Source organism: Pseudooceanicola sp. HF7, from assembly GCF_011806405.1.
Taxonomy (GTDB): Bacteria; Pseudomonadota; Alphaproteobacteria; order Rhodobacterales; family Rhodobacteraceae; genus Pseudooceanicola.
Genome location: NZ_JAATOW010000003.1, coordinates 132,280 through 157,387, shown reverse-complemented (window position 1 = coordinate 157,387; position 25,108 = coordinate 132,280). Strand labels below are relative to the sequence as shown.

At 63.0% G+C, this 25,108-nt stretch carries 19 protein-coding genes and 1 tRNA gene; 2 read left to right on the top strand and 18 right to left on the bottom strand.

The genetic code is table 11. The annotated features are described in order from the left end of the window. Window positions 1-2: 2 nt before the first annotated feature. From rpsJ to rplJ, 10 genes are all read right to left on the bottom strand, one after another. Window positions 3-308 (bottom strand): 30S ribosomal protein S10, encoded by a 306-nt coding sequence (gene rpsJ, locus HCZ97_RS02095; protein ID WP_010137465.1) that lies wholly within the window; start codon window positions 306-308, stop codon window positions 3-5. Between the two features lie 303 nt (window positions 309-611). Then, window positions 612-1,787, bottom strand: a complete 1,176-nt coding sequence (gene tuf / locus HCZ97_RS02090) for an elongation factor Tu (RefSeq protein WP_167687000.1) — start codon at window positions 1,785-1,787, stop codon at window positions 612-614. 84 nt (window positions 1,788-1,871) lie between these two features. Beyond that, on the bottom strand, window positions 1,872-3,995 hold the full coding sequence (gene fusA, locus HCZ97_RS02085; protein WP_167687013.1) for an elongation factor G: 2,124 nt from the start codon (window positions 3,993-3,995) through the stop codon (window positions 1,872-1,874). A 30-nt stretch (window positions 3,996-4,025) separates the two neighbouring features. Beyond that, window positions 4,026-4,496 (bottom strand): 30S ribosomal protein S7, encoded by a 471-nt coding sequence (gene rpsG / locus HCZ97_RS02080; protein ID WP_167687012.1) that lies wholly within the window; start codon window positions 4,494-4,496, stop codon window positions 4,026-4,028. A gap of 12 nt (window positions 4,497-4,508) precedes the next feature. After that, window positions 4,509-4,880: a 30S ribosomal protein S12 gene (gene rpsL / locus HCZ97_RS02075; RefSeq protein ID WP_097145475.1), complete on the bottom strand. Its 372-nt coding sequence runs from the start codon at window positions 4,878-4,880 to the stop codon at window positions 4,509-4,511. A 378-nt stretch (window positions 4,881-5,258) separates the two neighbouring features. After that, a complete protein-coding gene (locus HCZ97_RS02070) occupies window positions 5,259-6,266 on the bottom strand; it encodes a DMT family transporter (RefSeq protein ID WP_167687011.1) in 1,008 nt (335 codons plus the stop codon). Between the two features lie 298 nt (window positions 6,267-6,564). Next, window positions 6,565-10,788 (bottom strand): DNA-directed RNA polymerase subunit beta', encoded by a 4,224-nt coding sequence (gene rpoC / locus HCZ97_RS02065; protein WP_167687010.1) that lies wholly within the window; start codon window positions 10,786-10,788, stop codon window positions 6,565-6,567. Between the two features lie 108 nt (window positions 10,789-10,896). Next, entirely contained in the window at window positions 10,897-15,033 is a 4,137-nt protein-coding gene (gene rpoB / locus HCZ97_RS02060) for a DNA-directed RNA polymerase subunit beta (RefSeq protein ID WP_167687009.1), read from the bottom strand. Between the two features lie 271 nt (window positions 15,034-15,304). Continuing rightward, window positions 15,305-15,685 (bottom strand): 50S ribosomal protein L7/L12, encoded by a 381-nt coding sequence (gene rplL, locus HCZ97_RS02055; protein WP_167687008.1) that lies wholly within the window; start codon window positions 15,683-15,685, stop codon window positions 15,305-15,307. Window positions 15,686-15,757: 72 nt separating this feature from the next. Next, window positions 15,758-16,273, bottom strand: coding sequence for a 50S ribosomal protein L10 (gene rplJ / locus HCZ97_RS02050; RefSeq protein WP_167687007.1), 516 nt, complete (start codon window positions 16,271-16,273; stop codon window positions 15,758-15,760). Between the two features lie 425 nt (window positions 16,274-16,698). On the opposite strand from rplJ, the gene HCZ97_RS02045 reads away from it, so the two are divergent. Beyond that, on the top strand, window positions 16,699-17,463 hold the full coding sequence (locus HCZ97_RS02045; RefSeq protein WP_167687006.1) for a YkgJ family cysteine cluster protein: 765 nt from the start codon (window positions 16,699-16,701) through the stop codon (window positions 17,461-17,463). Between the two features lie 73 nt (window positions 17,464-17,536). On the opposite strand, the gene rplA is transcribed toward HCZ97_RS02045, so the two are convergent. The 8 genes from rplA to HCZ97_RS02005 form a co-directional block, all read right to left on the bottom strand. Beyond that, window positions 17,537-18,235 carry a 50S ribosomal protein L1 gene (rplA, locus tag HCZ97_RS02040; RefSeq protein ID WP_167687005.1) on the bottom strand — a complete coding sequence of 233 codons (699 nt, stop codon included), beginning with the start codon at window positions 18,233-18,235 and terminating at the stop codon, window positions 17,537-17,539. A 1-nt stretch (window position 18,236) separates the two neighbouring features. Then, window positions 18,237-18,662: a 50S ribosomal protein L11 gene (rplK, locus tag HCZ97_RS02035; protein WP_167687004.1), complete on the bottom strand. Its 426-nt coding sequence runs from the start codon at window positions 18,660-18,662 to the stop codon at window positions 18,237-18,239. A gap of 183 nt (window positions 18,663-18,845) precedes the next feature. Further along, window positions 18,846-19,379 (bottom strand): transcription termination/antitermination protein NusG, encoded by a 534-nt coding sequence (nusG, locus tag HCZ97_RS02030; RefSeq protein ID WP_167687003.1) that lies wholly within the window; start codon window positions 19,377-19,379, stop codon window positions 18,846-18,848. Window positions 19,380-19,583: 204 nt separating this feature from the next. Continuing rightward, window positions 19,584-19,775, bottom strand: a complete 192-nt coding sequence (gene secE / locus HCZ97_RS02025; RefSeq protein ID WP_167687002.1) for a preprotein translocase subunit SecE — start codon at window positions 19,773-19,775, stop codon at window positions 19,584-19,586. Window positions 19,776-19,967: 192 nt separating this feature from the next. Beyond that, window positions 19,968-20,043, bottom strand: a tRNA-Trp gene (locus HCZ97_RS02020). Window positions 20,044-20,143: 100 nt separating this feature from the next. Beyond that, entirely contained in the window at window positions 20,144-21,118 is a 975-nt protein-coding gene (locus HCZ97_RS02015; RefSeq protein WP_167687001.1) for a CorA family divalent cation transporter, read from the bottom strand. A 266-nt stretch (window positions 21,119-21,384) separates the two neighbouring features. After that, on the bottom strand, window positions 21,385-22,560 hold the full coding sequence (gene tuf / locus HCZ97_RS02010; protein WP_167687000.1) for an elongation factor Tu: 1,176 nt from the start codon (window positions 22,558-22,560) through the stop codon (window positions 21,385-21,387). Between the two features lie 200 nt (window positions 22,561-22,760). Continuing rightward, window positions 22,761-23,546, bottom strand: coding sequence for a hypothetical protein (locus HCZ97_RS02005; RefSeq protein WP_175581610.1), 786 nt, complete (start codon window positions 23,544-23,546; stop codon window positions 22,761-22,763). Between the two features lie 184 nt (window positions 23,547-23,730). On the opposite strand from HCZ97_RS02005, the gene HCZ97_RS02000 reads away from it, so the two are divergent. After that, entirely contained in the window at window positions 23,731-25,095 is a 1,365-nt protein-coding gene (locus HCZ97_RS02000) for a cytochrome P450 (protein ID WP_368484310.1), read from the top strand. Window positions 25,096-25,108 lie beyond the last annotated feature (13 nt).

The following is a 25,108-nucleotide window of genomic DNA, read 5'->3' as shown; positions in this document are numbered from 1 at the left end:
CCTTACACCTTGATCTCGACATCCACGCCGGCGGCGAGGTCGAGCTTCATCAGCGCGTCCACCGTCTGCGGGGTCGGATCCACGATATCCAGGAGCCGCTTGTGGGTGCGGATCTCGAACTGGTCGCGAGATTTCTTGTCAACGTGAGGACCACGGAGAACCGTGAACTTCTCGATCTTGTTGGGCAGCGGGATCGGGCCACGGACGGTTGCGCCGGTGCGCTTCGCCGTGTTCAGGATTTCCTGCGTGCTGGAATCCAGGACGCGGTAATCGAATGCCTTCAGCCGGATGCGAATAGTTTGGCTCATTGTGTCAGCCTTTCGCGGCGTAGGAGTTGATAGGACGAGCAGAGGTCATCTCTGCCCCTCGTCGAACCCACGGCGGACCCTTGTTGGCTATGCCAGGCAAGGGCGGCCCGCCGTTTGGAATTGGCGCGGAATAGATGGGAAAGGACGCGCTGTCCAGACCCTAATTCCGTTATTTTGCGGGATGAGAGACGGCGGGGTTTCCCCCGCCGTTTTTCGTCCCGATCCGGTCGGACCCGTGACGGTGTCACGCGTCCTTTTCGGCGTCTCGTCAGGTGCGTGCAGGGCACGCACCCGGCGCGATCATCACTCGATGATCTTGGAGACGACGCCGGAGCCGACGGTGCGGCCGCCTTCACGGATAGCGAAGCGCAGCTTCTCTTCCATGGCGATCGGCGCGATCAGTTCAACCGTGAACTTCAGGTTGTCGCCGGGCATGACCATTTCAGTGCCTTCGGGCAGCTGAACGGTGCCGGTGACGTCCGTGGTCCGGAAGTAGAACTGCGGGCGGTAGTTGGCGAAGAACGGCGTGTGACGGCCACCTTCATCCTTGGTCAGGATGTAGGCTTCTGCTTCGAACTTGGTGTGCGGGTTGACCGACTTGGGCTTGCACAGCACCTGGCCGCGCTCAACGCCTTCACGGTCGATGCCGCGCAGCAGGACGCCGACGTTGTCGCCTGCTTCACCACGATCCAGCAGCTTGCGGAACATTTCCACGCCCGTGCAGGTCGTTTTCTTGGTGTCCTTGATGCCGACGATTTCCAGTTCGTCGCCGACGTTCACGACGCCACGCTCGACACGGCCGGTCACAACCGTACCACGGCCGGAGATCGAGAACACGTCTTCGATCGGCATCAGGAAGGGCTGGTCAACGGCACGTTCGGGCTGCGGGATGTACTCATCCACGGCGGCCATCAGTTCCTTGATCTTCTCTTCGCCGATTTCCGGGTTGCGGCCTTCCATCGCTGCCAGGGCAGAGCCGGCGATGACGGGGATGTCGTCGCCCGGGAAGTCGTACTCGGAGAGCAGTTCGCGGATTTCCATCTCGACGAGCTCGAGCAGCTCTTCGTCGTCGACCTGGTCAACCTTGTTCATGAAGACGACCATGGCGGGGATACCCACCTGGCGGCCGAGCAGGATGTGCTCGCGCGTTTGCGGCATGGGGCCGTCAGCGGCGTTCACGACCAGGATCGCGCCGTCCATCTGGGCAGCACCGGTGATCATGTTCTTGACGTAGTCGGCGTGGCCGGGGCAGTCGACGTGCGCATAGTGGCGCGCTTCGGTCTCGTATTCCACGTGTGCGGTCGAGATCGTGATGCCGCGGGCCTTTTCTTCCGGCGCGCCGTCGATCTGGTCGTAGGCGCGGAAGTCACCGAAGTACTTCGTGATCGCCGCCGTCAGCGTCGTCTTGCCGTGGTCAACGTGACCGATCGTGCCGATGTTGCAGTGCGGTTTGCCGCGCTCAAACTTTTCCTTGCCCATGATAGGCCTCCTGTCTTTCTGGCGGTGCGTCTGCGACGCACCCTACGGGGGGTGTAGGGTGCGGGGTCTCCCCCGCACCGCTGCTTATGCGTACTTGGACTGAATTTCTTCAGAGATGTTGGCCGGAACCGGGTCGTAGTGGTCGAACTGCATCGTGAACTGCGCGCGGCCCGAGGACATGGAGCGCAGGTTGTTGATGTAGCCGAACATGTTGGCCAGCGGCACGAATGCCTGGATCGCCACGGCGTTACCGCGGGGTTCCTGACCAGAGACCTGGCCACGACGGGAGGTCAGGTCACCAATGATCGAACCGGTGTATTCTTCCGGCGTGATCACTTCGACCTTCATCATCGGTTCCAGCAGCTTGGCGCCGGCTTTCCGCATCCCTTCGCGCATGCCCATGCGAGCAGCGATTTCGAAGGCGAGGACAGAGGAGTCAACGTCGTGGAACTTACCGTCGATCAGGGCAACCTTGAAGTCGATGACCGGGAAGCCTGCCAGCGGACCGGAGTCCATGACCGACTTGATCCCTTTTTCGACACCCGGGATGTATTCCTTGGGAACCGCACCACCAACGATCTTGGATTCGAAGGAGTAACCTTCGCCCGGCTCCGTTGGGGTGATGACCAGCTTGACCTCTGCGAACTGACCCGAACCACCCGACTGTTTCTTGTGGGTGTAGGTGTGCTCGACTTCCTTGGAGATCGTTTCACGGTATGCCACCTGCGGCGCACCGATGTTGGCCTCGACCTTGAATTCGCGCTTCAGGCGGTCGACCAGGATGTCCAGGTGAAGTTCGCCCATGCCCTTCATGATGGTCTGACCGGACTCGAGGTCGGTCTCCACGCGGAAGGAGGGGTCTTCTGCTGCCAGACGGGCCAGGCCCGCAGACATCTTTTCCTGGTCGTTCTTGGTCTTCGGCTCGACGGCGATCTCGATCACGGGATCGGGGAAGGTCATCGTTTCGAGGACGACAGGGCCGTTCTGGGCGCAGAGCGTGTCACCGGTGGTGGTCTCTTTCAGACCGGCCAGCGCGATGATGTCGCCTGCGAAGGCCTCTTCGATCTCTTCGCGATCGTTTGAGTGCATCATCATCATACGACCGATGCGCTCTTTCTTGCCCTTGGTGGAGTTCAGGATCGAGTCACCCTTCTTCATCACGCCGGAGTAGATCCGGGTGAAGGTCAGGGAGCCAACGAACGGGTCGTTCATGATCTTGAATGCCAGGCCGGCGAAGGGTGCGTCGTCGTCCGCGGAACGTGCGATGTTACGGGTTTCCGTTTCATCATCCGGGGAGAAGCCCATGTAGGCAGGCACGTCGAGGGGGCCGGGCAGGAAGTCGATCACGGCGTTCAGCAGGGGCTGCACGCCCTTGTTCTTGAACGCGGAACCGCCCAGGACCGGAACGAAGGACAGCGACAGGCAGCCCTTGCGGATCAGTTTCCGCAGGGTCGGCACGTCGGGCTCTTCGCCTTCCAGGTAGGCTTCCATGGCGTCGTCGTCCATTTCGACGGCGTTCTCGATCATGTTGGCGCGCCATTCGTCGGCCAGATCTTTCAGCTCGTCACGGATCGGTTGACGGACCCAGCCAGCGCCGAGGTCGTCGCCCTTCCAGACCCATTCTTCCATGGTGATCAGGTCGATGGTGCCTTCCAGCTGATCTTCCGCGCCGATGGGCATTGCCACGGGAACGGGAGTCGCGCCGGTACGGTCCTTGATCATCTTCACGCAGTTGAAGAAGTCAGCGCCGATTTTGTCCATCTTGTTGACGAAGACGATCCGCGGAACCTTGTAGCGGTCAGCCTGACGCCACACGGTTTCGGTCTGGGGTTCAACGCCGGCGTTGCCGTCGAGAAGGCAGACCGCACCGTCGAGGACGGCCAGCGAACGTTCAACTTCGATGGTGAAGTCGACGTGGCCGGGGGTGTCGATGATGTTGAAGCGGAACTTCGTGTCATCGGTCCCTTCAGCGGTCGGATCTTCCTGCCACTGCCAGAAGGTCGTGGTCGCAGCGGACGTGATCGTGATCCCGCGCTCCTGCTCCTGCTCCATCCAGTCCATGGTGGCGGCGCCGTCGTGGACTTCACCGATTTTGTGCGAACGGCCGGTGTAGTACAGAATACGTTCGGTCGTCGTCGTCTTGCCAGCATCGATGTGAGCCATGATGCCGAAGTTGCGGTAACGCGTGAGCGGATATGCGCGTGCCATTGTGAGCCTCTGCCTTTCGGGCGTTGGGGGTTACCAGCGGTAGTGGCTGAACGCTTTGTTGGCGTCGGCCATCTTGTGGGTGTCTTCGCGTTTCTTCACGGCGGAACCGCGGGAGTTCACGGCGTCCAGAAGTTCACCTGCAAGGCGCTCTTCCATCGTGTTCTCGTTGCGGGCGCGGGACGCGTTGATCAGCCAGCGGATTGCCAGGGCTTCGCGGCGCTCTGGGCGCACTTCGACGGGAACCTGGTAGGTGGCACCACCCACACGGCGCGAGCGAACCTCGACCGAGGGTTTGATGTTGTCGAGCGCTTCGTGGAAGATTTCCACGGGCGCGCGCTTCACCTTGCCTTCAACGCGATCCAGCGCGTTGTAGACGATTTTCTCTGCGACCGACTTCTTGCCGTCGATCATCAGGTTGTTCATGAACTTGGTCAGCACGCGATCGCCATATTTGGCGTCGGGCAGAACTTCGCGCTTTTCGGCGGCGTGACGGCGGGACATCTGTTGATCCTCTTACTTCGGACGCTTCGCGCCGTACTTCGAACGGCGTTGCTTACGATCTTTGACCCCATGGGTATCCAACACACCGCGCAGGATGTGGTAACGGACACCCGGAAGGTCCTTCACCCGGCCGCCGCGGATAAGCACAACGGAGTGCTCCTGCAGGTTGTGGCTTTCACCGGGGATGTAGGAAATGACTTCGTAGCCATTGGTCAGACGGACCTTGGCCACCTTCCGCATAGCGGAGTTCGGCTTCTTCGGGGTCGTGGTGTAAACGCGCGTGCAGACGCCACGCTTTTGCGGGCACTGCTCCAGGTGCATGGACTTGGAGCGCTTCACTTTGGGCTGCCGCGGCTTGCGGATCAGCTGCTGGATCGTAGGCATAGGGTTACTTTCCCGTCTCTAACACATGTGCTGCATGAGGGGCCGTCCCCATGCGGTTTCCTTCCAATGGTCCCCGGCGCGTCCGCCGGAACCGGTTCCTGCCGCGCTTTCACACGGTCTGTTCCTGGGGCGCTGGCAGGCGCCGTAGAAACTTTCGCCACGCTTGCGCGCAACGTAAAAAACCGCATCCGCCCCATGTTGACGGGGGTCGACGCGGTGGGTTTTCCAGAGGATCGGGGCAGTGCGCCCGGATCTTGACCACTTCAAACCTGGAAGGCAAAGGGGCGGCCCCCTCGCCTGATTGGGGCGCGTATAGGGGGAGTCGGCAGGGTTGTCAACAAGACCTGAACGATGCGGGCGCCGTGGCGCCACGGCACATCAGCCGCCGCGCCCTGCCCTGCTTGCCTCTGGCGCTGCCGGGGCCGGTTCGGACAGCTCCGTCCCCGCCGCCGGACGGACCGGACTGCCGGGAGGCTCGGCCGCTTCGGAGAAGCCCGAGACCTGGTCCTGGTCCTGGTCCTGCCCCGGCTCGGCGCGCTTGCGTTCGCGGTAGAGGGTGAACAGGCCGGAGGCCACGATCACCGCGCTGCCGGCCAGCGTCATCATGTCGGGCCATTCCCCGAAAAGCACCAGGCCCAGCAGAAGGGCCCAGAGGAGCGCCGTGTAACGGAAGGGCGACACGAAGGCAATCTCTCCGGTCCGCATGGCGGCGATCGCCGTCAGGTAGGAGCCCAGCACGAAGCCCGAGGCCAGCAGGACAAGGCCCAGCTGCCCGCCCGTCATCGGCTGCCAGGGCTGGCCCAGGCCGATCAGGATATAGAAAAGCAGCACGAGCGCAGAGGTGATCGCGGTCACCATCATCGCCGGCGCCTCGCGCGAGAGCTTTCGGGTCGCCAGGTCCCGCAGGGTGATGAAGCCCACCGAGGCCAGCACGTAGAGCGAGAAGACATCAAAGCCCTGCCCGCCTGGCCGGACGATCAGCAGGACGCCCATGAAGCCCGCCACGATCGCCAGCAGCCGCCGCCAGCCGATCTTTTCACGCAGCACCAGTGCTGCCGAAAGGGTCACCACCAGCGGGGCCGATTGCACGATGGCCACCACGTTGGCGAAAGGCATGGCGACCAGTGCCAGCAGGTAGAACCAGGCCGCCCCGGCCTCTCCCACGCCGCGCAGAAGCGCCAGGGCCAGGTCGCCGCGTGACAGCCGCGCGGTCTTGCGGGTCCAGAGCAGCGCCCCCAGCAGGACAGCCGTGGTCACGCCGTTGCGCAGGATGACGATCTGGGTAAGGGGCACGGCCAGCGCCACCGCCTTGATGGAGGCGTCGTTGACGGAGAGCATGGCCAGTGAGGCCATCATGAGAAACGCGGCCTTGAAATTGTCGCTCATGCTGGGCGGTCCATCCGGGTCTTTCCCCGCGCTTTAGCAGAAACGCGGCGCGGTGCAATCGCTTGCTGAGCCGAAGGGCGCAAACCCGGGTCACCGAGGGCCGTGCGATCCCGGCTGCCCCCTGCCCTGTCCGCAGGCGGAAGGCGCGTCTGGGTGGGGCTGGAGCACCGCTGAGCCACCACCGGGCGCAAGAGGCCGCAGTCCCTGCCCCGCCCAGGCCGGTCCGTCAGGCGAGGGGGGCAGAAACGCAAAAGGCCCCCGACGATGCGGGGGCCTTTCGAAAGGTTTTGAAGCTGGCTTACTCGCCGCTTTCCGGGGTCTCGACGAAGGTCTCGACCTGGGGCGTTTCGGCGGAAGGAGCCGCAAGCGCTGCCGCGGCCTCGTCACGCCGTGCCTCGACCACGACATTGTCGCGGGCGCCGGCAATGCTGCGCACGCGCTGCGTTGCGCCACCGGTCCCGGCGGGGATCAGGCGACCCACGATGACGTTTTCCTTTAGGCCGACAAGCTTGTCGCGCTTGCCCTGCACCGAGGCTTCGGTGAGGACCCGCGTGGTCTCCTGGAAGGAGGCCGCCGAGATGAAGGACCGCGTCTGCAGCGATGCCTTGGTGATCCCCAGAAGGATCGGCTGACCGGAAGCCGGGCGCTGGCCCTTTTCCTCGGCCTTGGCGTTGGCTTCGTCGAATTCGACCTTGTCGACGTGCTCGCCCTTGAGCAGCGTCGTCTGGCCGGAGTCGAGGATCTCCCACTTCTGCAGCATCTGGCGAACGATCACCTCAATGTGCTTGTCGTTGATCTTCACACCCTGCAGTCGATAGACGTCCTGCACTTCGTCGATCATGTAGTCAGCCAGCGCTTCGACACCCATGATGGCAAGGATGTCATGCGGCGCGGGGTTGCCGTCCATGATGTAGTCGCCCTTCTGAACGAAGTCGCCTTCCTGAACCGGGATGTGCTTGCCCTTGGGCACCATGTATTCCACGGGCTCCAGGCTTTCATCCGCAGGCTCGATCGTGATCCGGCGCTTGTTCTTGTAGTCGCGACCGAAGCGAACGTAGCCGTCGATCTCTGCGATGATGGCGTGGTCCTTGGGACGACGGGCTTCGAAGAGTTCGGCCACACGCGGCAGACCACCGGTAATGTCCTTCGTCTTCGCGCCTTCCCGCGGGATCCGCGCGACGATATCGCCGACCTGGATTTCCTGGCCGTCTTCGACAGACAGGACCGCATCCACGGACATCGGGTAGGTCACCGGGTTGCCTGCATCGTTGCGCACGGGTTCGCCATCCGCATCGACAATCAGGATTTCCGGCTTCAGCTCGTTGCCCTTCGGAGCGGCACGCCAGTCGATCACGATCTTCTGGGTCATGCCGGTCGCATCGTCGGTCTCGTCGCGCACGGCGATACCGGACACCAGGTCCACGTAACGGGCCGTACCCTTCTTCTCGGCGATGATCGGAAGCGTGTAGGGGTCCCATTCGAAGAGCTTGGCGCCGCGCTCAATCTTCTCGCCATGCTTGACGAAGAGCTTGGTGCCGTAGCCCAGCTTGTGGGACGCACGTTCCTCACCATGTTCGTCGATGATCCGGAGCTTCATGTTCCGGCCGACGATCAGGGTTTCACCGGCAGAGTTTTCCAGCAGGTTGGCGTTCTCGAATTCGACGGTACCGTCGGAGGAGGACTCCAGGAAGGACTGCTGGCCACCCTGCGCAACGCCGCCGATGTGGAAGGTCCGCATCGTCAGCTGGGTGCCGGGTTCACCGATGGACTGGGCCGCGATGATGCCGACGGCCTCACCCTGGTTGACCATGGTGCCGCGTGCAAGGTCACGACCGTAGCACATGGCGCAGACGCCGTCCTCGGCCTCACAGGTGAGGGGCGAGCGGATGCGCATGGACTGGACGGAGGCGTCCTGGATCATGTCCGCGGTGCGTTCGTCGATGAGCTGACCCTTCTTGAGAAGGATCTCATCCGTACCGGGGCGCATCACGTCGTCTGCCGCGACACGGCCCAGGATACGCTCACCGATGGTGGCGACCACTTCACCGTCGTTGACGGCGTTGGAGACGGTGATCGCGCGCTCGGTTCCGCAATCGTGCTCACGCACGATGCAGTCCTGGGCCACGTCGACAAGACGACGGGTCAGGTAACCGGAGTTCGCGGTCTTCAGAGCCGTATCCGACAGACCCTTACGGGCACCGTGGGTGGAGTTGAAGTATTCAAGAACGGTCAGACCTTCCTTGAAGTTCGAGATGATCGGGGTCTCGATGATGTCGCCGTTCGGCTTCGCCATCAGGCCGCGCATCCCGCCCAGCTGCTTCATCTGCGTCACGGAGCCACGCGCACCGGAGTGGGCCATCATGTAGACCGAGTTCGGCTCTTCTTCAGCACCGGCCTCGTCATGTTTGACCGCCGAGATGGTGGACATCATGGCCTCGGTGACCTTGTCGTTGCACTTCGACCAGGCATCGACGACCTTGTTGTACTTCTCACCCTGGGTGATGAAGCCGTCCATGTACTGCTGTTCGAAGTCCGTGACCTGGGTCCGGGTTTCCTCGACGATCGACCACTTGTTGTCGGGGATGACCATGTCATCCTTGCCGAAGGAGATCCCGGCCTTGAAGGCCTCGCGGAAGCCCATGCGCATGATCTGGTCACAGAAGATGACCGATTCCTTCTGACCGCAGTAACGGTAGACGGTATCGATGACCTGCTGCACTTCGCGTTTCCGCAGAAGGCGGTTGACCAGTTCGAAGGGTGCCTTGGCGTTCATCGGCAGAAGCTCACCCAGGCGCACGCGGCCCGGGGTCGTTTCAAAGCGCTCGAAGACCTCGTTGCCTTCCTCATCGATCTGGGGAATGCGCGCGGTGACCTTGGCGTGCAGGTGCACGGCCCCGGTATCCAGCGCGTATTGGACCTCGTCGATGGAGGAGAAGACCATGCCTTCACCCTTCATGCCGTCACGGGCAATCGTGGTGTAGTAGAGGCCAAGGATCATGTCCTGCGACGGAACGATGATCGGCGCGCCGTTTGCGGGCGACAGAACGTTGTTCGTCGACATCATCAGGACGCGGGCTTCCAGCTGGGCCTCAAGGCTCAGCGGCACGTGGACAGCCATCTGGTCACCGTCGAAGTCGGCGTTGAATGCCGAGCAGACGAGCGGGTGCAGCTGGATGGCCTTGCCTTCGATCAGCGTGGGTTCGAAGGCCTGGATGCCAAGACGGTGCAGCGTGGGCGCGCGGTTCAGCAGAACCGGGTGCTCACGGATGACCTCGTCGAGGATATCCCAGACTTCGGGGCGCTCTTTCTCGACCAGCTTCTTCGCCTGTTTCACGGTGCTGGACAGGCCCTTGGCCTCCAGGCGCGAGTAGATGAAGGGCTTGAAGAGCTCGAGCGCCATCTTCTTGGGAAGACCACACTGGTGCAGCTTCAGTTCCGGGCCGGTCACGATGACCGAACGGCCGGAGAAGTCGACGCGTTTACCCAAAAGGTTCTGCCGGAAACGACCGTGCTTACCCTTCAGCATGTCGGACAGGGACTTCAGCGGGCGCTTGTTGGCACCGGTGATGACCCGGCCGCGACGACCGTTGTCGAACAGGGCGTCGACGGATTCCTGCAGCATCCGCTTTTCGTTACGCACAATGATGTCGGGCGCACGAAGGTCGATCAGACGCTTCAGACGGTTGTTTCGGTTGATGACCCGGCGGTAGAGGTCGTTCAGGTCGGAGGTCGCGAAGCGGCCACCGTCCAGCGGCACCAGGGGGCGCAGCTCGGGCGGGATGACCGGGATCACGGTCATGATCATCCACTCGGGGCGGTTGCCCGACTCGAGGAAGGATTCAACGACCTTCAGACGCTTGATGATCTTCTTGGGCTTCAGTTCACCCGTGGCTTCGGCGAGGTCCGCACGAAGCTGCTCGGCCTCGGATTCGAGGTCGATCTGGGCGAGCATGTCGCGGATGGCCTCGGCACCGATGTTCGCCGTGAAGGCGTCCATGCCGTAGGTGTCCTGGGCATCCATGAACTCTTCTTCGGTCATCATCTGGCCGTATTGCAGGTCCGTCAGACCCGGCTCGATGACAACGTAGTTTTCGAAGTAGAGCACACGCTCGAGGTCACGCAAGGTCATGTCCAGCATCAGGCCGATGCGCGACGGCAGCGACTTGAGGAACCAGATATGCGCCACGGGCGCGGCCAGTTCGATGTGCCCCATGCGTTCGCGGCGGACCTTCTGCAGCGTGACTTCCACGCCGCATTTCTCGCAGACGACGCCGCGATACTTCATCCGCTTGTACTTGCCGCAGAGGCACTCGTAGTCCTTGATCGGACCGAAGATGCGCGCGCAGAACAGGCCGTCCCGCTCGGGCTTGTAGGTCCGGTAGTTGATCGTCTCGGGCTTCTTGATCTCGCCGTAGGACCACGAAAGGATCCGTTCGGGAGACGCCAGCGACACCTTGATCTCGTCGAAGACCTTCGGCGGGGTCAGCGGGTTGAACGGGTTGTTCGTCAGTTCCTGGTTCATGTCTTTTTCCTCAATGAGGGAGCGTTGGAGAGGGCAGCGGCCGGAGGTGGGTTGGCACCCACCCTACGCCGTTGGCGCAGAGTGGGAGAAACCTACCGTCCGAGGGGCTTATTCCTCTTCCTCTGCGTCCAGGAGTTCCATGTTCAGGCCGAGGCCGCGGACTTCCTTCACGAGCACGTTGAAGCTCTCCGGAACGCCCGCTTCGAAGTTGTCCTCGCCCTTGACGATGCTTTCGTAGACCTTGGTCCGGCCGGCCACGTCATCGGACTTGACCGTCAGCATCTCCTGCAGGGTGTAGGCGGCGCCGTAGGCCTCGAGGGCCCAGACTTCCATCTCACCGAAGCGCTGACCACCGAACTGCGCCTTACCACCAAGCGGCTGCTGGGTGACGAGGGAGTACGGGCCAGTGGAACGTGCGTGGATCTTGTCGTCGACAAGGTGGTGCAGCTTGAGCAGGTACTTCATGCCCACGGTGACCTTCCGGGAGAACTGCTCGCCGGTGCGACCGTCGAACAGGACCGATTGGCCGGAGGTGTCGAAGCCGGCGCGTTGCAGCGCGTCGTTCACATCCGCCTCCTTGGCGCCGTCGAAGACCGGAGTCGCGATCGGCACATCACGGGTCACGTTGCCGGCGGCGTCGAGAACTTCGTTCTCTTCCATGCCGGCAAAGCCTTCCTCGTAGACGTCGTCGCCATAGGCGATGCGCAGCGCTTCACGCACCGGGGTCATGTCGCCGGAACGGCGATAGTCACCCAGGGCATCGTCGATCTTCAGACCCAGGCCGCGTGCAGCCCAACCCATGTGGGTTTCAAGGATCTGACCGACGTTCATGCGCGACGGCACGCCCAGCGGGTTGAGGCAGAAGTCGACCGGGGTACCATCCGCGAGGAACGGCATGTCCTCCATCGGCACCACGCGCGAAACCACACCCTTGTTCCCGTGACGACCGGCCATCTTGTCGCCCGGCTGAAGCTTGCGCTTCACGGCGATGAAGACCTTGACCATCTTCATGACGCCCGGCGGCAGGTCGTCGCCACGACGGACCTTCTCGACCTTGTCCTCGAAACGGGCATCCAGGGCGCGCTTCTGCACCTCGTACTGCTCATTCAGGGCTTCGACGATCTGGGCCTCCTTGTCGTCTTCCAGCGCCAGCTGCCACCACTGACCGCGCGACAGCATGCCGAGCAGGTCTTCGGTGATTTCGGAGCCGGCCTTGACGCCTTTGGGGCCCTTCACGGCCACCTTGCCCAGGAGCATGTCCTTCAGACGGGCATAGATGTTGCGGTCCAGGATCGCGAGTTCGTCGTCACGGTCGCGGGAAAGGCGCTCGACCTCTTCGCGTTCGATCTGAAGCGCACGTTCGTCTTTCTCAACGCCATGGCGGTTGAAGACGCGCACTTCCACGACAGTCCCGTAATCGCCCGGCTTGACGCGCAGCGAGGTGTCACGGACGTCCGAGGCCTTTTCACCAAAGATGGCGCGGAGGAGCTTTTCTTCCGGCGTCATCGGGCTTTCGCCCTTCGGAGTGATCTTGCCCACCAGGATGTCGCCCGGTTCCACATCGGCACCGATGTAGACGATACCCGCTTCGTCGAGGTTGCGCAGGGCTTCCTCGCCGACGTTGGGGATGTCGCGGGTGATCTCTTCCGGACCAAGCTTGGTGTCACGTGCGGCGACTTCGAATTCCTCGATGTGGATCGAGGTATAGACGTCATCGCGCGAGATACGCTCGGAGATCAGGATGGAGTCTTCGTAGTTGTAGCCGTTCCAGGGCATGAAGGCGACGATGACGTTCTTGCCGAGCGCCAGTTCCCCCATGTCGGTGGACGGACCATCTGCAACGACTTCGCCCTTCACGACCTTGTCGCCCACCTTCACCAGCGGACGCTGGTTGATGCAGGTGTTCTGGTTCGACCGCTGGAACTTGCGCATGCGGTAGATATCGACCCCGGCATCGCCGAGCTCGAGGTCTTCCGTCGCGCGGATCACGATCCGCTGCGCATCCACCTGGTCGATGATCCCGCCGCGCTTGGCCATGATGGCCGCGCCGGAATCCCGTGCCACGACTTCCTCGATCCCGGTGCCGACCAGCGGCGCCTCGGCCCGCAGAAGCGGAACCGCCTGACGCTGCATGTTCGAGCCCATCAGAGCGCGGTTGGCGTCATCGTTTTCGAGGAAGGGAATGAGCGAGGCCGCGACCGAGACCAGCTGCTTGGGCGACACGTCGATCAGGTCCACGTTTTCCGTCGGGGTCAGCGTGTATTCGCCGGCCTGACGGGTGTTGACCATCTCGTTCGTGAACTTGCCCTCGGCGTCCAGCGATGCGTTGGCCTGGGCCACCACGTGACGCTGTTCTTCCGTTGCGGACATGTAGTGCACCTCGTCGGTGACCTGCTTGTCCTTCACGGTACGGTAGGGGGTCTCGATGAAGCCGTACTTGTTCACGCGGGCGAAGGTTGCCAGCGAGTTGATCAGACCGATGTTCGGGCCTTCCGGCGTCTCAATCGGGCACATACGACCGTAGTGGGTGGCGTGAACGTCACGCACCTCGAAGCCGGCACGTTCGCGGGTCAGACCGCCCGGGCCAAGCGCCGAGAGGCGGCGTTTGTGCGTCACTTCGGACAGCGGGTTGGTCTGGTCCATGAACTGCGACAGCTGCGAGGAGCCGAAGAATTCGCGCACTGCGGCGGCTGCCGGCTTGGCGTTGATCAGATCCTGCGGCATGACCGTGTCGATTTCGACGCTGGACATACGTTCCTTGATCGCGCGCTCCATGCGGAGCAGCCCGACGCGGTACTGGTTTTCCATCAGTTCGCCGACCGAACGCACACGACGGTTGCCGAGGTGGTCGATGTCGTCGATCTCGCCCTTGCCGTCGCGCAGTTCGACCAGTGCCTTGATGCACTGAACGATGTCCTGGCGGTCGAGGGTCCGCTGGGTATCGGGCTTTTCAAGCGCAAGACGCATGTTCATCTTCACGCGGCCAACGGCGGAAAGATCGTAGCGCTCGCTGTCGAAGAAGAGCGTGTCGAACAGCGAAGACGCGGCTTCGACGGTCGGCGGCTCACCCGGACGCATGACGCGGTAGATGTCCATGAGCGCGGTGTCGCGGTTCATGTTCTTGTCCATCGCCATGGTGTTCCGCATGTACGGGCCCACGGTGATGTTGTCGATGTCCAGCACGGGGATCTCGGTGATCCCGGCATCGATCAGGTCCTTGACGGTCCCGCCGATCAACTCGCCTTCCTTGTCGTATTCGACGGTCAGCTCATCACCGGCTTCCACGTAGATGGCGCCGTTTTCCTCGTTGATGATGTCCTTGGACACGAACTTGCCGACGATGCGGTCGAAGGGCATCAGCAGGTTGGAGACACTGCCTTCGTCGATCAGCTTCTTGACGGCGCGCGGAGTCACCTTCTTGCCGGCTTCGGCGATGATCTCGCCGCTGTCGGCATCGACCAGGTCGAAGGTCGGGCGGGTGCCGCGCACACGCTCGGGGAAGAACTTGGAAACCCAGCCCTGGCCCCGGCGGTAGGTATAGGTCACCGTGTTGTAGTAAGCATCCATGATGCTTTCCTGATCCATGCCCAGGGCATAGAGCAGGGTCGTCACCGGAAGCTTCCGGCGGCGGTCGATACGGGCAAAGACGATGTCCTTGGCGTCGAACTCGAAGTCCAGCCAGGAGCCACGGTAGGGAATGATGCGGCAGGCAAAGAGCAGTTTGCCCGAGGAGTGGGTCTTGCCCTTGTCATGGTCGAAGAACACGCCGGGCGAGCGGTGCATCTGGGACACGATGACACGTTCGGTGCCGTTCACGATGAAGGTGCCGTTCGGGGTCATCAGGGGCATGTCGCCCATGAAGACGTCCTGTTCCTTGATGTCCTTGACGGACTTGGCGCCGGTGTCCTCGTCGATATCGAACACGATCAGGCGCAGCGTGACCTTCAGCGGGGCGCTGTAGGTCATGTCACGCTGCATGCATTCGTCAACGTCGTACTTCGGCTTCTCAAGCTCGTATTTCACGAACTCCAGGACAGCCGTTTCGTTGAAATCCTTGATCGGGAAAACCGACTGGAAGACACCCTTGATCCCTTCGCCATCGGCGGGATCGATCTGGTCTCCGGATTTCAGGAAGAGTTCGTAGGAGCTTTTCTGAACCTCAATGAGGTTCGGCATTTCAAGGACTTCGCGAATTTTACCGTAGTATTTGCGAAGACGTTTCTGACCAAGATAGGTCTGAGCCATGACGGACGTCACCTTTCGTTTCTCATCGGAAGCGCGCACCGTCGGGGCACCGGCGCTCGCGTCCCTGCGAGACAGGAGTTCGGATCAATGCCTGACCACCGGCCCAATGGTGGTCTCCCGATCCGAGAACCTCCCTTAGAGAAAACTGGCATCAGCCCTCTCTGAGACAGGTTCGGCTGAACGCGGATGTCCGCGTTCAGCCTGTTTTCAGCTACCGCACAGGGCGAACCCCTGCGATGACAATCCCGTGAGGATACCCACGGGAAGGTGCTTACTTGACTTCGACCTCGGCGCCAGCTGCTTCCAGCTTGCCTTTGATCTCTTCGGCTTCGTCCTTGGACACGCCTTCTTTGACAGCCTTGCCGCCGGCTTCGACCAGCTCTTTGGCTTCTTTGAGGCCCAGGCCGGTGATGCCGCGGACTTCTTTGATGACGTTGATTTTGGAAGCGCCGGCCGACTTCAGGATGACGTCGAACTCGGTTTTCTCTTCCTCAGCAGCGGCGCCTGCGCCGTCTGCGGGGCCAGCCATCATGACGGCGCCGCCAGCGGCGGGCTCGATGCCGTACTCGTCTTTGAGGATGGTTTTCAGTTCTTGTGCTTCGAGAAGCGTCAGACCAACGATCTCTTCAGCCAGTTTTTTCAGATCAGCCATTGTGACTCTTTCCGTATCTCTAGATGTGTTCCAACGTTAAGGCATTCAACCCTACGCCGGTCTCTTGGTTGCTTACGCCGCAGCCTTGTCCTCGATCGTGGACAGGATGGAGGCGATATTCGAAGCAGGGGCGCCAATTGCACCGGCGATGTTGGAAGCGGGCGCGCCGAGCATGCCAGCGATCTGAGCGATAAGCTCGTCGCGCGAAGGCATTTTCGACACGGCTTCGACACCGGACCGGTCCAGAGCGTTCTCACCCATTGCACCGCCAAGGATTTCGAACTTCTTGTTCTCTTTGGCGAAGTCCTCGGCCACCTTGGCTGCTGCCACGGGGTCCTCGGAGTAGGTGAGCACAGTCATGCCCGATAGGAGATCAGCAATGCTTGCGCAGGGCTTGTCTTCCAGGGCGATCTTGGCGAGCCTGTTCTTGGCGACACGCACGCTCGAGCCAGCCTCACGGGCTTTGGCACGAAGCGATTGCATCTCGGCAACCGTGAGGCCGGTGTAGTGTGCAACCACCACAACGCCAGAGCTTTCGAAGATCTGGCCGAGTTCGTCGACCACTTTCTCTTTCTGGGCTCTATCCACAGTTTCACTCCAATCAGGGAGGGTCAGACCCTCCGGCTCAGTTCTGCCGGAACGAACGTCCCGGCAAGCGGGTCCGTAACGGGTCCACCAAGGTCGCCCCGGGCGCCGCTGACGCGGAATCCGAAGAAATCTGGTCTTATCCCGTCTCAGGCAGGAATTATGGCCACGGATGCAGCCACCCACCGTCTCGGACGAATCGCCGAACCGTCCGAATCCCGGACGGCCCGACAAAGCGCGTATCTAAGCGGTTTGTGCGGGGATGTGAAGTGTAAAAATAGGGTGACTGATGCAACGGCGGACCACAGCCACGCTGGACTGCGCAGCCGGGATACCTATTCTTCCGAACCGAGAGATAGTGTACTGCCTTGCAGCACATCAGACAAGCGGCATCGCAGAAGTGACGTCCCACCCAGGAAAGGCAGGAAATGGCGGCAAAATCAGCGAAACCCGGGGCGCGGTCCCTCAGCGGGATCCCTGCCCTGCGCCGGAAACTGCTGCGCGCCCGGGCCCGTGGCATGCCCAGGTTCCTTGAGGATCGCGGACGCCGCCTGCTGGATGCCTATCTTGCCACGGCTGAGGCAGAGGGCCGCCCGGCCCGCGCCCTGGCGGGGGACATCGCCTCCGGCGCCGTGGCGCAGAAGCTGGCGGAGATGACCGGCGCGCAGATCCGCGCCGAAGAGCCCGAGCAGCTGCGGGAGGCCGCCTGCTCGGAAGGATGCGCCTTCTGCTGCATCCTGTTGGAGGGCGACGGCGGGTTGATCACGGAGGCCGAGGCGGTCCAGCTGCATGGCGCGCTGGCACCGCTTGCAGGGCAGCCCGATGGCCGCGCCTGGAACGCCAATGCCTGCGCCGCGCTGGACCCCGAGACCCGCCTGTGCCGCGCCTATGACGCCCGCCCCACCGTCTGCCGGTCCTTCATCAGCGTGGATGTGGAGGCCTGCCGCGAGAATGCGGCCGGTGGGGACGAGGACGGATCCGGAATGCTGGGCAATCACCTGGACTACCTGGCGGTGCTGGCGCTGTCGCGCGACCTGATGCGGGGCACGGCCCTGGTGGCGACCTACAACATGCAGACGATCACATCGGCCGCCATCGACGGGGTGGCGCTGGACAAGGCCCTGAAACAGGCCCGCCACAAGAGCGCGGAACTGGAAGACACCTGCGCAGACATCGGCAATTCACCGAGCTGAGCAGCCAGCCCCCTGCCCCAAACGAAAAAGGCGGCCCCAGGGAGCCGCCTTTCTCAATTCACTTGAAGTCTTATCAGTTGCCGGTGGCGGAGGTCACGTCGACGGAGACGCCCGGGCCCATGGAGGAGCTCAGGGAGACCTTCTTGAGGTAGGCACCCTTGGCGCCCGACGGCTTGGCCTTGGAGACGGCGTCCACGAAGGCGCGCACGTTCTCGACCAGCTTGGCTTCGTCGAAGGAAGCCTTGCCGACGCCTGCGTGCACGACGCCGGCTTTCTCTGCCTTGAACTGGACTTCGCCGCCCTTGGCCGCTTTCACGGCGTCAGCGACGTCCATGGTCACGGTGCCGACCTTGGGGTTCGGCATCAGGTTGCGCGGGCCCAGGATTTTGCCGAGACGACCGACGACGGGCATCATGTCCGGGGTGGCGATGCAACGATCGAAGTCGATCTTGCCACCCTGGATGGCTTCCATCAGGTCTTCTGCGCCAACGATGTCCGCACCAGCTGCCTGGGCTTCTTCCGCTTTCGGGCCACGGGCGAAGACGGCAACGCGCACGTCCTTGCCGGTGCCGTTCGGCAGGCCGACCACGCCGCGGACCATCTGGTCTGCGTGACGGGGGTCGACGCCGAGGTTCAGCGAGATTTCCACGGTTTCGTCGAACTTGGCGGTTGCGTTGGCTTTCACCAGTGCAACGGCTTCCTCGACGGTGATGTCTTCCTTGCCGGCGAAGGCTTCGCGAGCGGCGCGGGTACGTTTACCGAACTTTGCCATCTTACTTAACCTCGATGCCCATGGAGCGGGCGGAGCCCAGGATGATCTGCATTGCGCCTTCGATGTCGTTGGCGTTCAGATCCTTCATTTTCGCTTCGGCGATCTCTTTCACCTGAGCGGCGGTCACGGTGCCAGCAGTTGCCTTGCCCGGGGTCTGGGAACCGGACTTCAGCTTGGCAGCCTTCTTCAGATAGTAAGACGCGGGGGGCGTCTTGATGTCCATCGTGAAGGACTTGTCCTGGTAGTAGGTGATCACGGTCGGGCACGGCGCACCGGGCTCCATTTCCTGCGTCTTGGCGTTGAACGCCTTGCAGAATTCCATGATGTTGATGCCGCGCTGACCCAGTGCGGGGCCGACGGGCGGGGACGGGTTTGCCTGACCGGCAGGCACCTGCAGCTTCAGGCTGCCGACGAGTTTCTTGGCCATGGGCCTTCTCCTTTGTTCATCGCGCAGAAACGGTGGGATCGCTCCCACCCTGCGCCTGACCCTTCGGGCGCGCCCTCCGGGTCTGTTGTGCGTGGTCAGGTCCGACGGTCGCGACCGCCTCGCCTCCCACGTATGAACGGGGCATTACCCCGCAGGGTGGGTGCGACCCCACCTTCGCCCAGGTCAGCCTTGCTTGGAGACCTGCGTGAATTCCAGCTCGACCGGGGTTTCCCGGCCGAAGATCGAAACGGAGACCTTGAGGCGCTGGTTGTCCTCGTCGACCTCTTCGATCATGCCGTCGAAATCTTCGAACGGCCCGTCGTTGACCTTCACCTTCTCGCCCACTTCGAAGTGGATCAGCGTCCGCGGGGCTTCTTCGCCTTCCTGGACACGGTTCAGGATCTGGTTCACCTCTGCGTCGCGCATCGGCATCGGGCGGCCTTGCGGGCCCAGGAAGCCGGTGACGCGGTTGATCGAGTTGATCAGGTGGTAGCCCGCGTCGGACATTTCCATGTGCACCAGCACGTAGCCGGGCATGAAGCGACGCTCGGCGGTCACTTTCTTGCCACGACGCACTTCGATCACTTCCTCGGTCGGCACGAGCACTTCGTCGATCTGATCCTCAAGACCCTTCTCTTCGACGCTCGTCCGGATCTGCTCGGCGATCTTCTTCTCGAAGTTCGAGAGAACCGAGACCGAGTACCACCGTTTTGCCATGTCGCAACGACCCTTGTGTTCCGTGCAGCCCGAAGGCCGGTTTCTTCCGTGTCGGGACAGGCGACAACCCGCCCCCAAATCAGCTGCCCCAATAGAAAATCGGCGCGAGACTCGAATCGCCGCGCGCCAGATCAAGGGGAACAGGGCGTCACATACAAAGATGCGCCGCCCCTTGCAAGCCTGACCCGGCCTAGCGGCCCGGGCTTAGCCGAAAAGACTGAGGATACCCTGCAGGCCGGAGCGGATGCCCAGGTCCACGAGGGCGAAGAAGATAGCCGTCAGCGTGGCCATGACGAAGACCATGATCGTCGTCAGGACAACCTCGCGCCGGGTGGGCCAGGTGACCTTCCCGATCTCGGCGCGGGTCTGCTGGATGAATTGCAGCGGGTTCGCCATCTTCGGCATCCTCGGTTCGGTTTCTCTTCAGACGGGCCTGTGCCCGCGCGGTTCGGGCTGACATACGCCGCAATGCGAGGCATTTCAAGCGGGGCTTGGCGTCATCGGTGCCAGCGACCAATGCCGCGGCGCGCCGGGCACCGGGCGGCGCTGACAGGCCAGGCGCCATGTATCACGATGTTCGGAAGATACTGGCAGGGGCAGAGGGACTCGAACCCACGACCCTCGGTTTTGGAGACCGATGCTCTACCAACTGAGCTATACCCCTAGGCCGTGCGTCGGGATATGACAGCGGGCGGTGAAGATCAATAGCAACTGCACCGGATCAGGCGGTTTTTCTCATTCCCTGCGGGAAGGCAGGGCCAGGGTCACTCCATCCAGTGGAACCAGCGCAGGATGGCCACCAGGAAACCGGCGAAAAGCACCAGCCCCCCGGTCACCACCCAGAAGGAATCGACGCTGCGCGCGCCCGGTATCCCGTCCACGTTGATGCCGAGCAGACCTGTGACGAACATCAGCGGCAGGAAGATCGCAGAGACCAGCGCCAGCGTGTACATGTGCCGGTTCAGACGATCCTCGAGCTGGCCGCTCAGGTCGTCGCGCAGCACCACCAGGGAATCACGGACCTGGTCGACGGAATCCGACAACCGGCTGATCCGCGCCTGATTCTCCGCGATCTCGCGGCGGTCGACCGGGGCCAGGATCTTGCTGTCGCAATGCAGCAGGGCCAGCAGCGCATCCTTCTGGGAGGGGGCGTGTCGGCGCAATTTGACCACATCCAGCCGCAGCTCTGCCAGGTTGCGGCGCAGGGCGGGGTCCGGGGCGTTGACGACCTTTTCCTCAAGCTCGCCCACCCGGTCCTCAAGGCGCAGCACGGCCGGCTCCAGCCGGTCGGCCAGGCGCCGCACGATCGCGGCGATGAAGGCACCGGGGGTAGAGGGCGCATCCCCATGGGCGACCTGGTGAGTGACCTCGTCCAGCGCATCGATCGGGTGGCTGGACAGGGTGACGATCCGCGTCTTGTCCGCCCAGATCCGCAGGGCCAGCATGTCCAGCGGATCCGCCCCGTCGTTCACGTTGATGCTGCGCAGGACGATGAACAGCCCCTCCCCCACCGTGGTGGCCCTGGAATGCGCGTTGGGCTGGGCCAGGGCATCCAGTACCCAGTCCTCCAGGAACGGCAGGTTCTCTGCCAGCCAGTCGCGCACATCGGGCGCCTTGTCGTCCAGGTGCGCCCAGGTGACCGCCGGCCCCTTCAGCTCTGTCCCCAAGAGGTGGGAATCGAGGCTGCGGCCTTTTTCCGGCCCCTCGAGGATATAGGCACAATGGATGCAGTCGCTCATGTAAGCCCCTTCCGATGTCCTGCGACATGTCCCGCAGCGTCGCCTTTACCAGCCGGAGTATGGCCATTCCGCGCAGATCAGGGGAGGTTTTTTGCATTCACCCCACGGATAAGCCCGCTCAGTGTCGCTGCCCTGCAAGCGCGCAATGAAAAAGAGCGGCCCCCCGGGGGACCGCTCCTTGGATCTGTTGCCGGACCCGCGACGGTGTCACGCGTCCTTTTCGGCGTCCCGTCAGGTGCGTGCAGGGCACGCACCCGGCGCGATCATCACTCGATGATCTTGGAGACGACGCCGGAGCCGACGGTGCGGCCGCCTTCACGGATAGCGAAGCGCAGCTTCTCTTCCATGGCGATCGGCGCGATCAGTTCAACCGTGAACTTCAGGTTGTCGCCGGGCATGACCATTTCAGTGCCTTCGGGCAGCTGAACGGTGCCGGTGACGTCCGTGGTCCGGAAGTAGAACTGCGGGCGGTAGTTGGCGAAGAACGGCGTGTGACGGCCACCTTCATCCTTGGTCAGGATGTAGGCTTCTGCTTCGAACTTGGTGTGCGGGTTGACCGACTTGGGCTTGCACAGCACCTGGCCGCGCTCAACGCCTTCACGGTCGATGCCGCGCAGCAGGACGCCGACGTTGTCGCCTGCTTCACCACGATCCAGCAGCTTGCGGAACATTTCCACGCCCGTGCAGGTCGTTTTCTTGGTGTCCTTGATGCCGACGATTTCCAGTTCGTCGCCGACGTTCACGACGCCACGCTCGACACGGCCGGTCACAACCGTACCACGGCCGGAGATCGAGAACACGTCTTCGATCGGCATCAGGAAGGGCTGGTCAACGGCACGTTCGGGCTGCGGGATGTACTCATCCACGGCGGCCATCAGTTCCTTGATCTTCTCTTCGCCGATTTCCGGGTTGCGGCCTTCCATCGCTGCCAGGGCAGAGCCGGCGATGACGGGGATGTCGTCGCCCGGGAAGTCGTACTCGGAGAGCAGTTCGCGGATTTCCATCTCGACGAGCTCGAGCAGCTCTTCGTCGTCGACCTGGTCAACCTTGTTCATGAAGACGACCATGGCGGGGATACCCACCTGGCGGCCGAGCAGGATGTGCTCGCGCGTTTGCGGCATGGGGCCGTCAGCGGCGTTCACGACCAGGATCGCGCCGTCCATCTGGGCAGCACCGGTGATCATGTTCTTGACGTAGTCGGCGTGGCCGGGGCAGTCGACGTGCGCATAGTGGCGCGCTTCGGTCTCGTATTCCACGTGTGCGGTCGAGATCGTGATGCCGCGGGCCTTTTCTTCCGGCGCGCCGTCGATCTGGTCGTAGGCGCGGAAGTCACCGAAGTACTTCGTGATCGCCGCCGTCAGCGTCGTCTTGCCGTGGTCAACGTGACCGATCGTGCCGATGTTGCAGTGCGGTTTGCCGCGCTCAAACTTTTCCTTACCCATGGTCAGGCGCCTTTGTGGTCTGGGGGCCATCGGCCCGATTTCACTCGGAGCGCGATTTATTGAGTCTCAAGGGGAAAATCAAGCATCTCTTGGCGTTCAGATACCGGCTGTTGCACCTTGTGGGCAGCGCTGCATGGCAGCGCACCCCCGCGGCAGGCGCGCCCCCGGCCTGCCGGGAGCGCCGCAGGCCTTGAGCCGGCCTATTCCGCGCTGTCGGGAAGCAGGATCGGATCCGCCCCGAGGGCGTTCCCCTGTTCCGCTGCGTCAGCTGCACGCTCGGCGGCTTCGGCCTTTGCCTCGGCGGCCTCTTCGGCGGCCAGGATCGCCTCGGGATCATAGGTCACGCCTTCGCCGAAATAGCGCGGCGCGTCCTTCCTTGCGCTGGAGGAGGCTTTAGCGCGCTCTGCCTCATCGGCGGCGATCTCTTCGGGGGTGGCCTCGAACCACTGGGGGTTTTCCTCCAGCCAGTTCTGGATTTCCTTGGCGATATTGCGCGCGACGTTCTGCAGCTGCTCTTCGCGGGCCATGGTCAGGCCGGAGCCGATGAAGGTCTCTTCGTTGAAGCTTTCCAGCACCTCGATGCGCTTGGGTTCTTCCGTGAGCTTCTTGTTCGCCTTGTCATCCCAGAGCGTGACATTGGTGATCAGCGCCGAGCGCGGCTTGAGCAGCAGCGGAACGCCCGGTGCGGCGATCACGTAGCCTTCGATGGAGATACCCAGGTGGTAGAGGCCCGAGCCGTCGTAGCGGCGGAAGCGCTCTTCCACGGCGGCGGTGACGGCCTGGACCATCTCTTCTTCCTCGACGTGGCGGGACAGCGGGCCCTTTCGCATCTTCGAGGCGACGACCACGTTGTGACCAAGACGGAAGTCCCCCAGGGGAACCGGCGGTTTGTGCAGGTCTTCGGAATAGGTGCAGGCGCTCAGGAGAAGCACGGATGCCGCGACCAGGGCGGCGGGGAGACGAGTGACAGAGCGGATGCGGTGCATTGGACCCCCGGAAAGAATTGCGCGGCGTCCGTCGGGCATAGCCGATGCCCCCCCTCTTTTCAATTCACAGGAGAGCTATTTGCGCCCACCGTGGCAAGCTGGCGCGCGAAGTGGTGAATTGCCCTAACGGCAGGGGGCACCTAGGTTGACTACCACCCCATTCCGGAGGATTTCCGTGTCCGACATTCCCGCCCCGCCCCGTCCCCTGCCCGTCCATGTGCCATTGGTGACCCAGCCCCTTGGCCTGCTGGGATCGCTCAGGGCAGCGCGGCGCAACCTGCTTGAGATCCTGCCGGAGCTCTCGGTGAAGCAACCCATCGTCTCTGGCAAGGTCGGGGTCCGCTGGCACATGCTGATGGATCCGGAGGCGATCCGCCAGGTCCTGCTGGACCGGGTGGCGGATTACCCGAAATCGGATGTGACCAAGAATCTCCTGCGTCCGGCCATCGGAGAGAGCCTTTTCATCGCCGAGGGCGCCCATTGGCGCTGGCAACGCCGCGCCGCGGCCCCAGTCTTTTCCCATCGCCACGTCACGGACTTGGCCCCTGTCATGATGCGGGCCGCCGAACAGGCCGCAAACCGCATCGCGGGGGCCGAAGGGCGCCCGGTGAACGTGGCGGAGGAGATGGTGCGCGCCACCTACGAGGTGATCGCGGATGTGACCTTTTCCGGCGGGCAGATGTTTGACCGGGACGGCGTGCACCGCGCGATCGAGACCTATATCGCCAGCGCCGGCAAGGTCTCCTTCTTCGATATCCTGGGCTTGCCGGACTGGGTCCCGCGCCCCGGACGGGTCTTTTCCGGCCCCGTGCTGAAGCAGATGAAGGCCGTGGCCGATGACGCCATCGCCACCCGGCGCGAGAGGCCCGAGGGGCCGGAGATCCCGGACCTGATGGACCTGCTGCTGGCCGCGCAGGACCCCAAGACCGGGCGGCGCATGTCGGACGGGGAACTGGCCGACAACCTGCTGACCTTCATCGTGGCCGGGCATGAGACCACGGCCCTGACCCTTGGCTGGGCGCTCTATCTCTGTGCCTTCGCGCCAGAGATCCAGGAGGCCGCGGGCGAGGAAGCCAGAGGCGTCCTGCAAGGCCGTGCCGCGACGGCGGAGGATGTGGAGGCGCTGCCCCTGACGCGGCAGATCATCGACGAGACCCTGCGCCTGTATCCGCCCGCCGGCATCATCTCCCGGACCGCGCAGAAGCGGGACCGGCTGTGTGGCCGCGACATCAGGCCCGGGGATACGGTGATCCTGCCGATCTACGCGCTGCACCGGAACCGGCTGCTCTGGGAGGATGCGGATGACTTCGTGCCTGCGCGCTTCGCCGACCGGAAGGCCATTGCGCGCTACAGCTACCTGCCCTTCGGCGATGGCCCCCGGATCTGCATCGGAGCCAGTTTCGCCTTGCAGGAAGCGGTGATCATCCTGGCGACCCTGCTGTCCAGGTTCCGCTTCACCGCCATTGCCGGGCAGCAGCCCGCGCCCGTTATGATCCTCACGCTGCGACCCGAAGGGGGTGTCTGGCTGAAGGCCAGCCCTAGGGAGTGATCCGGCCCCCATG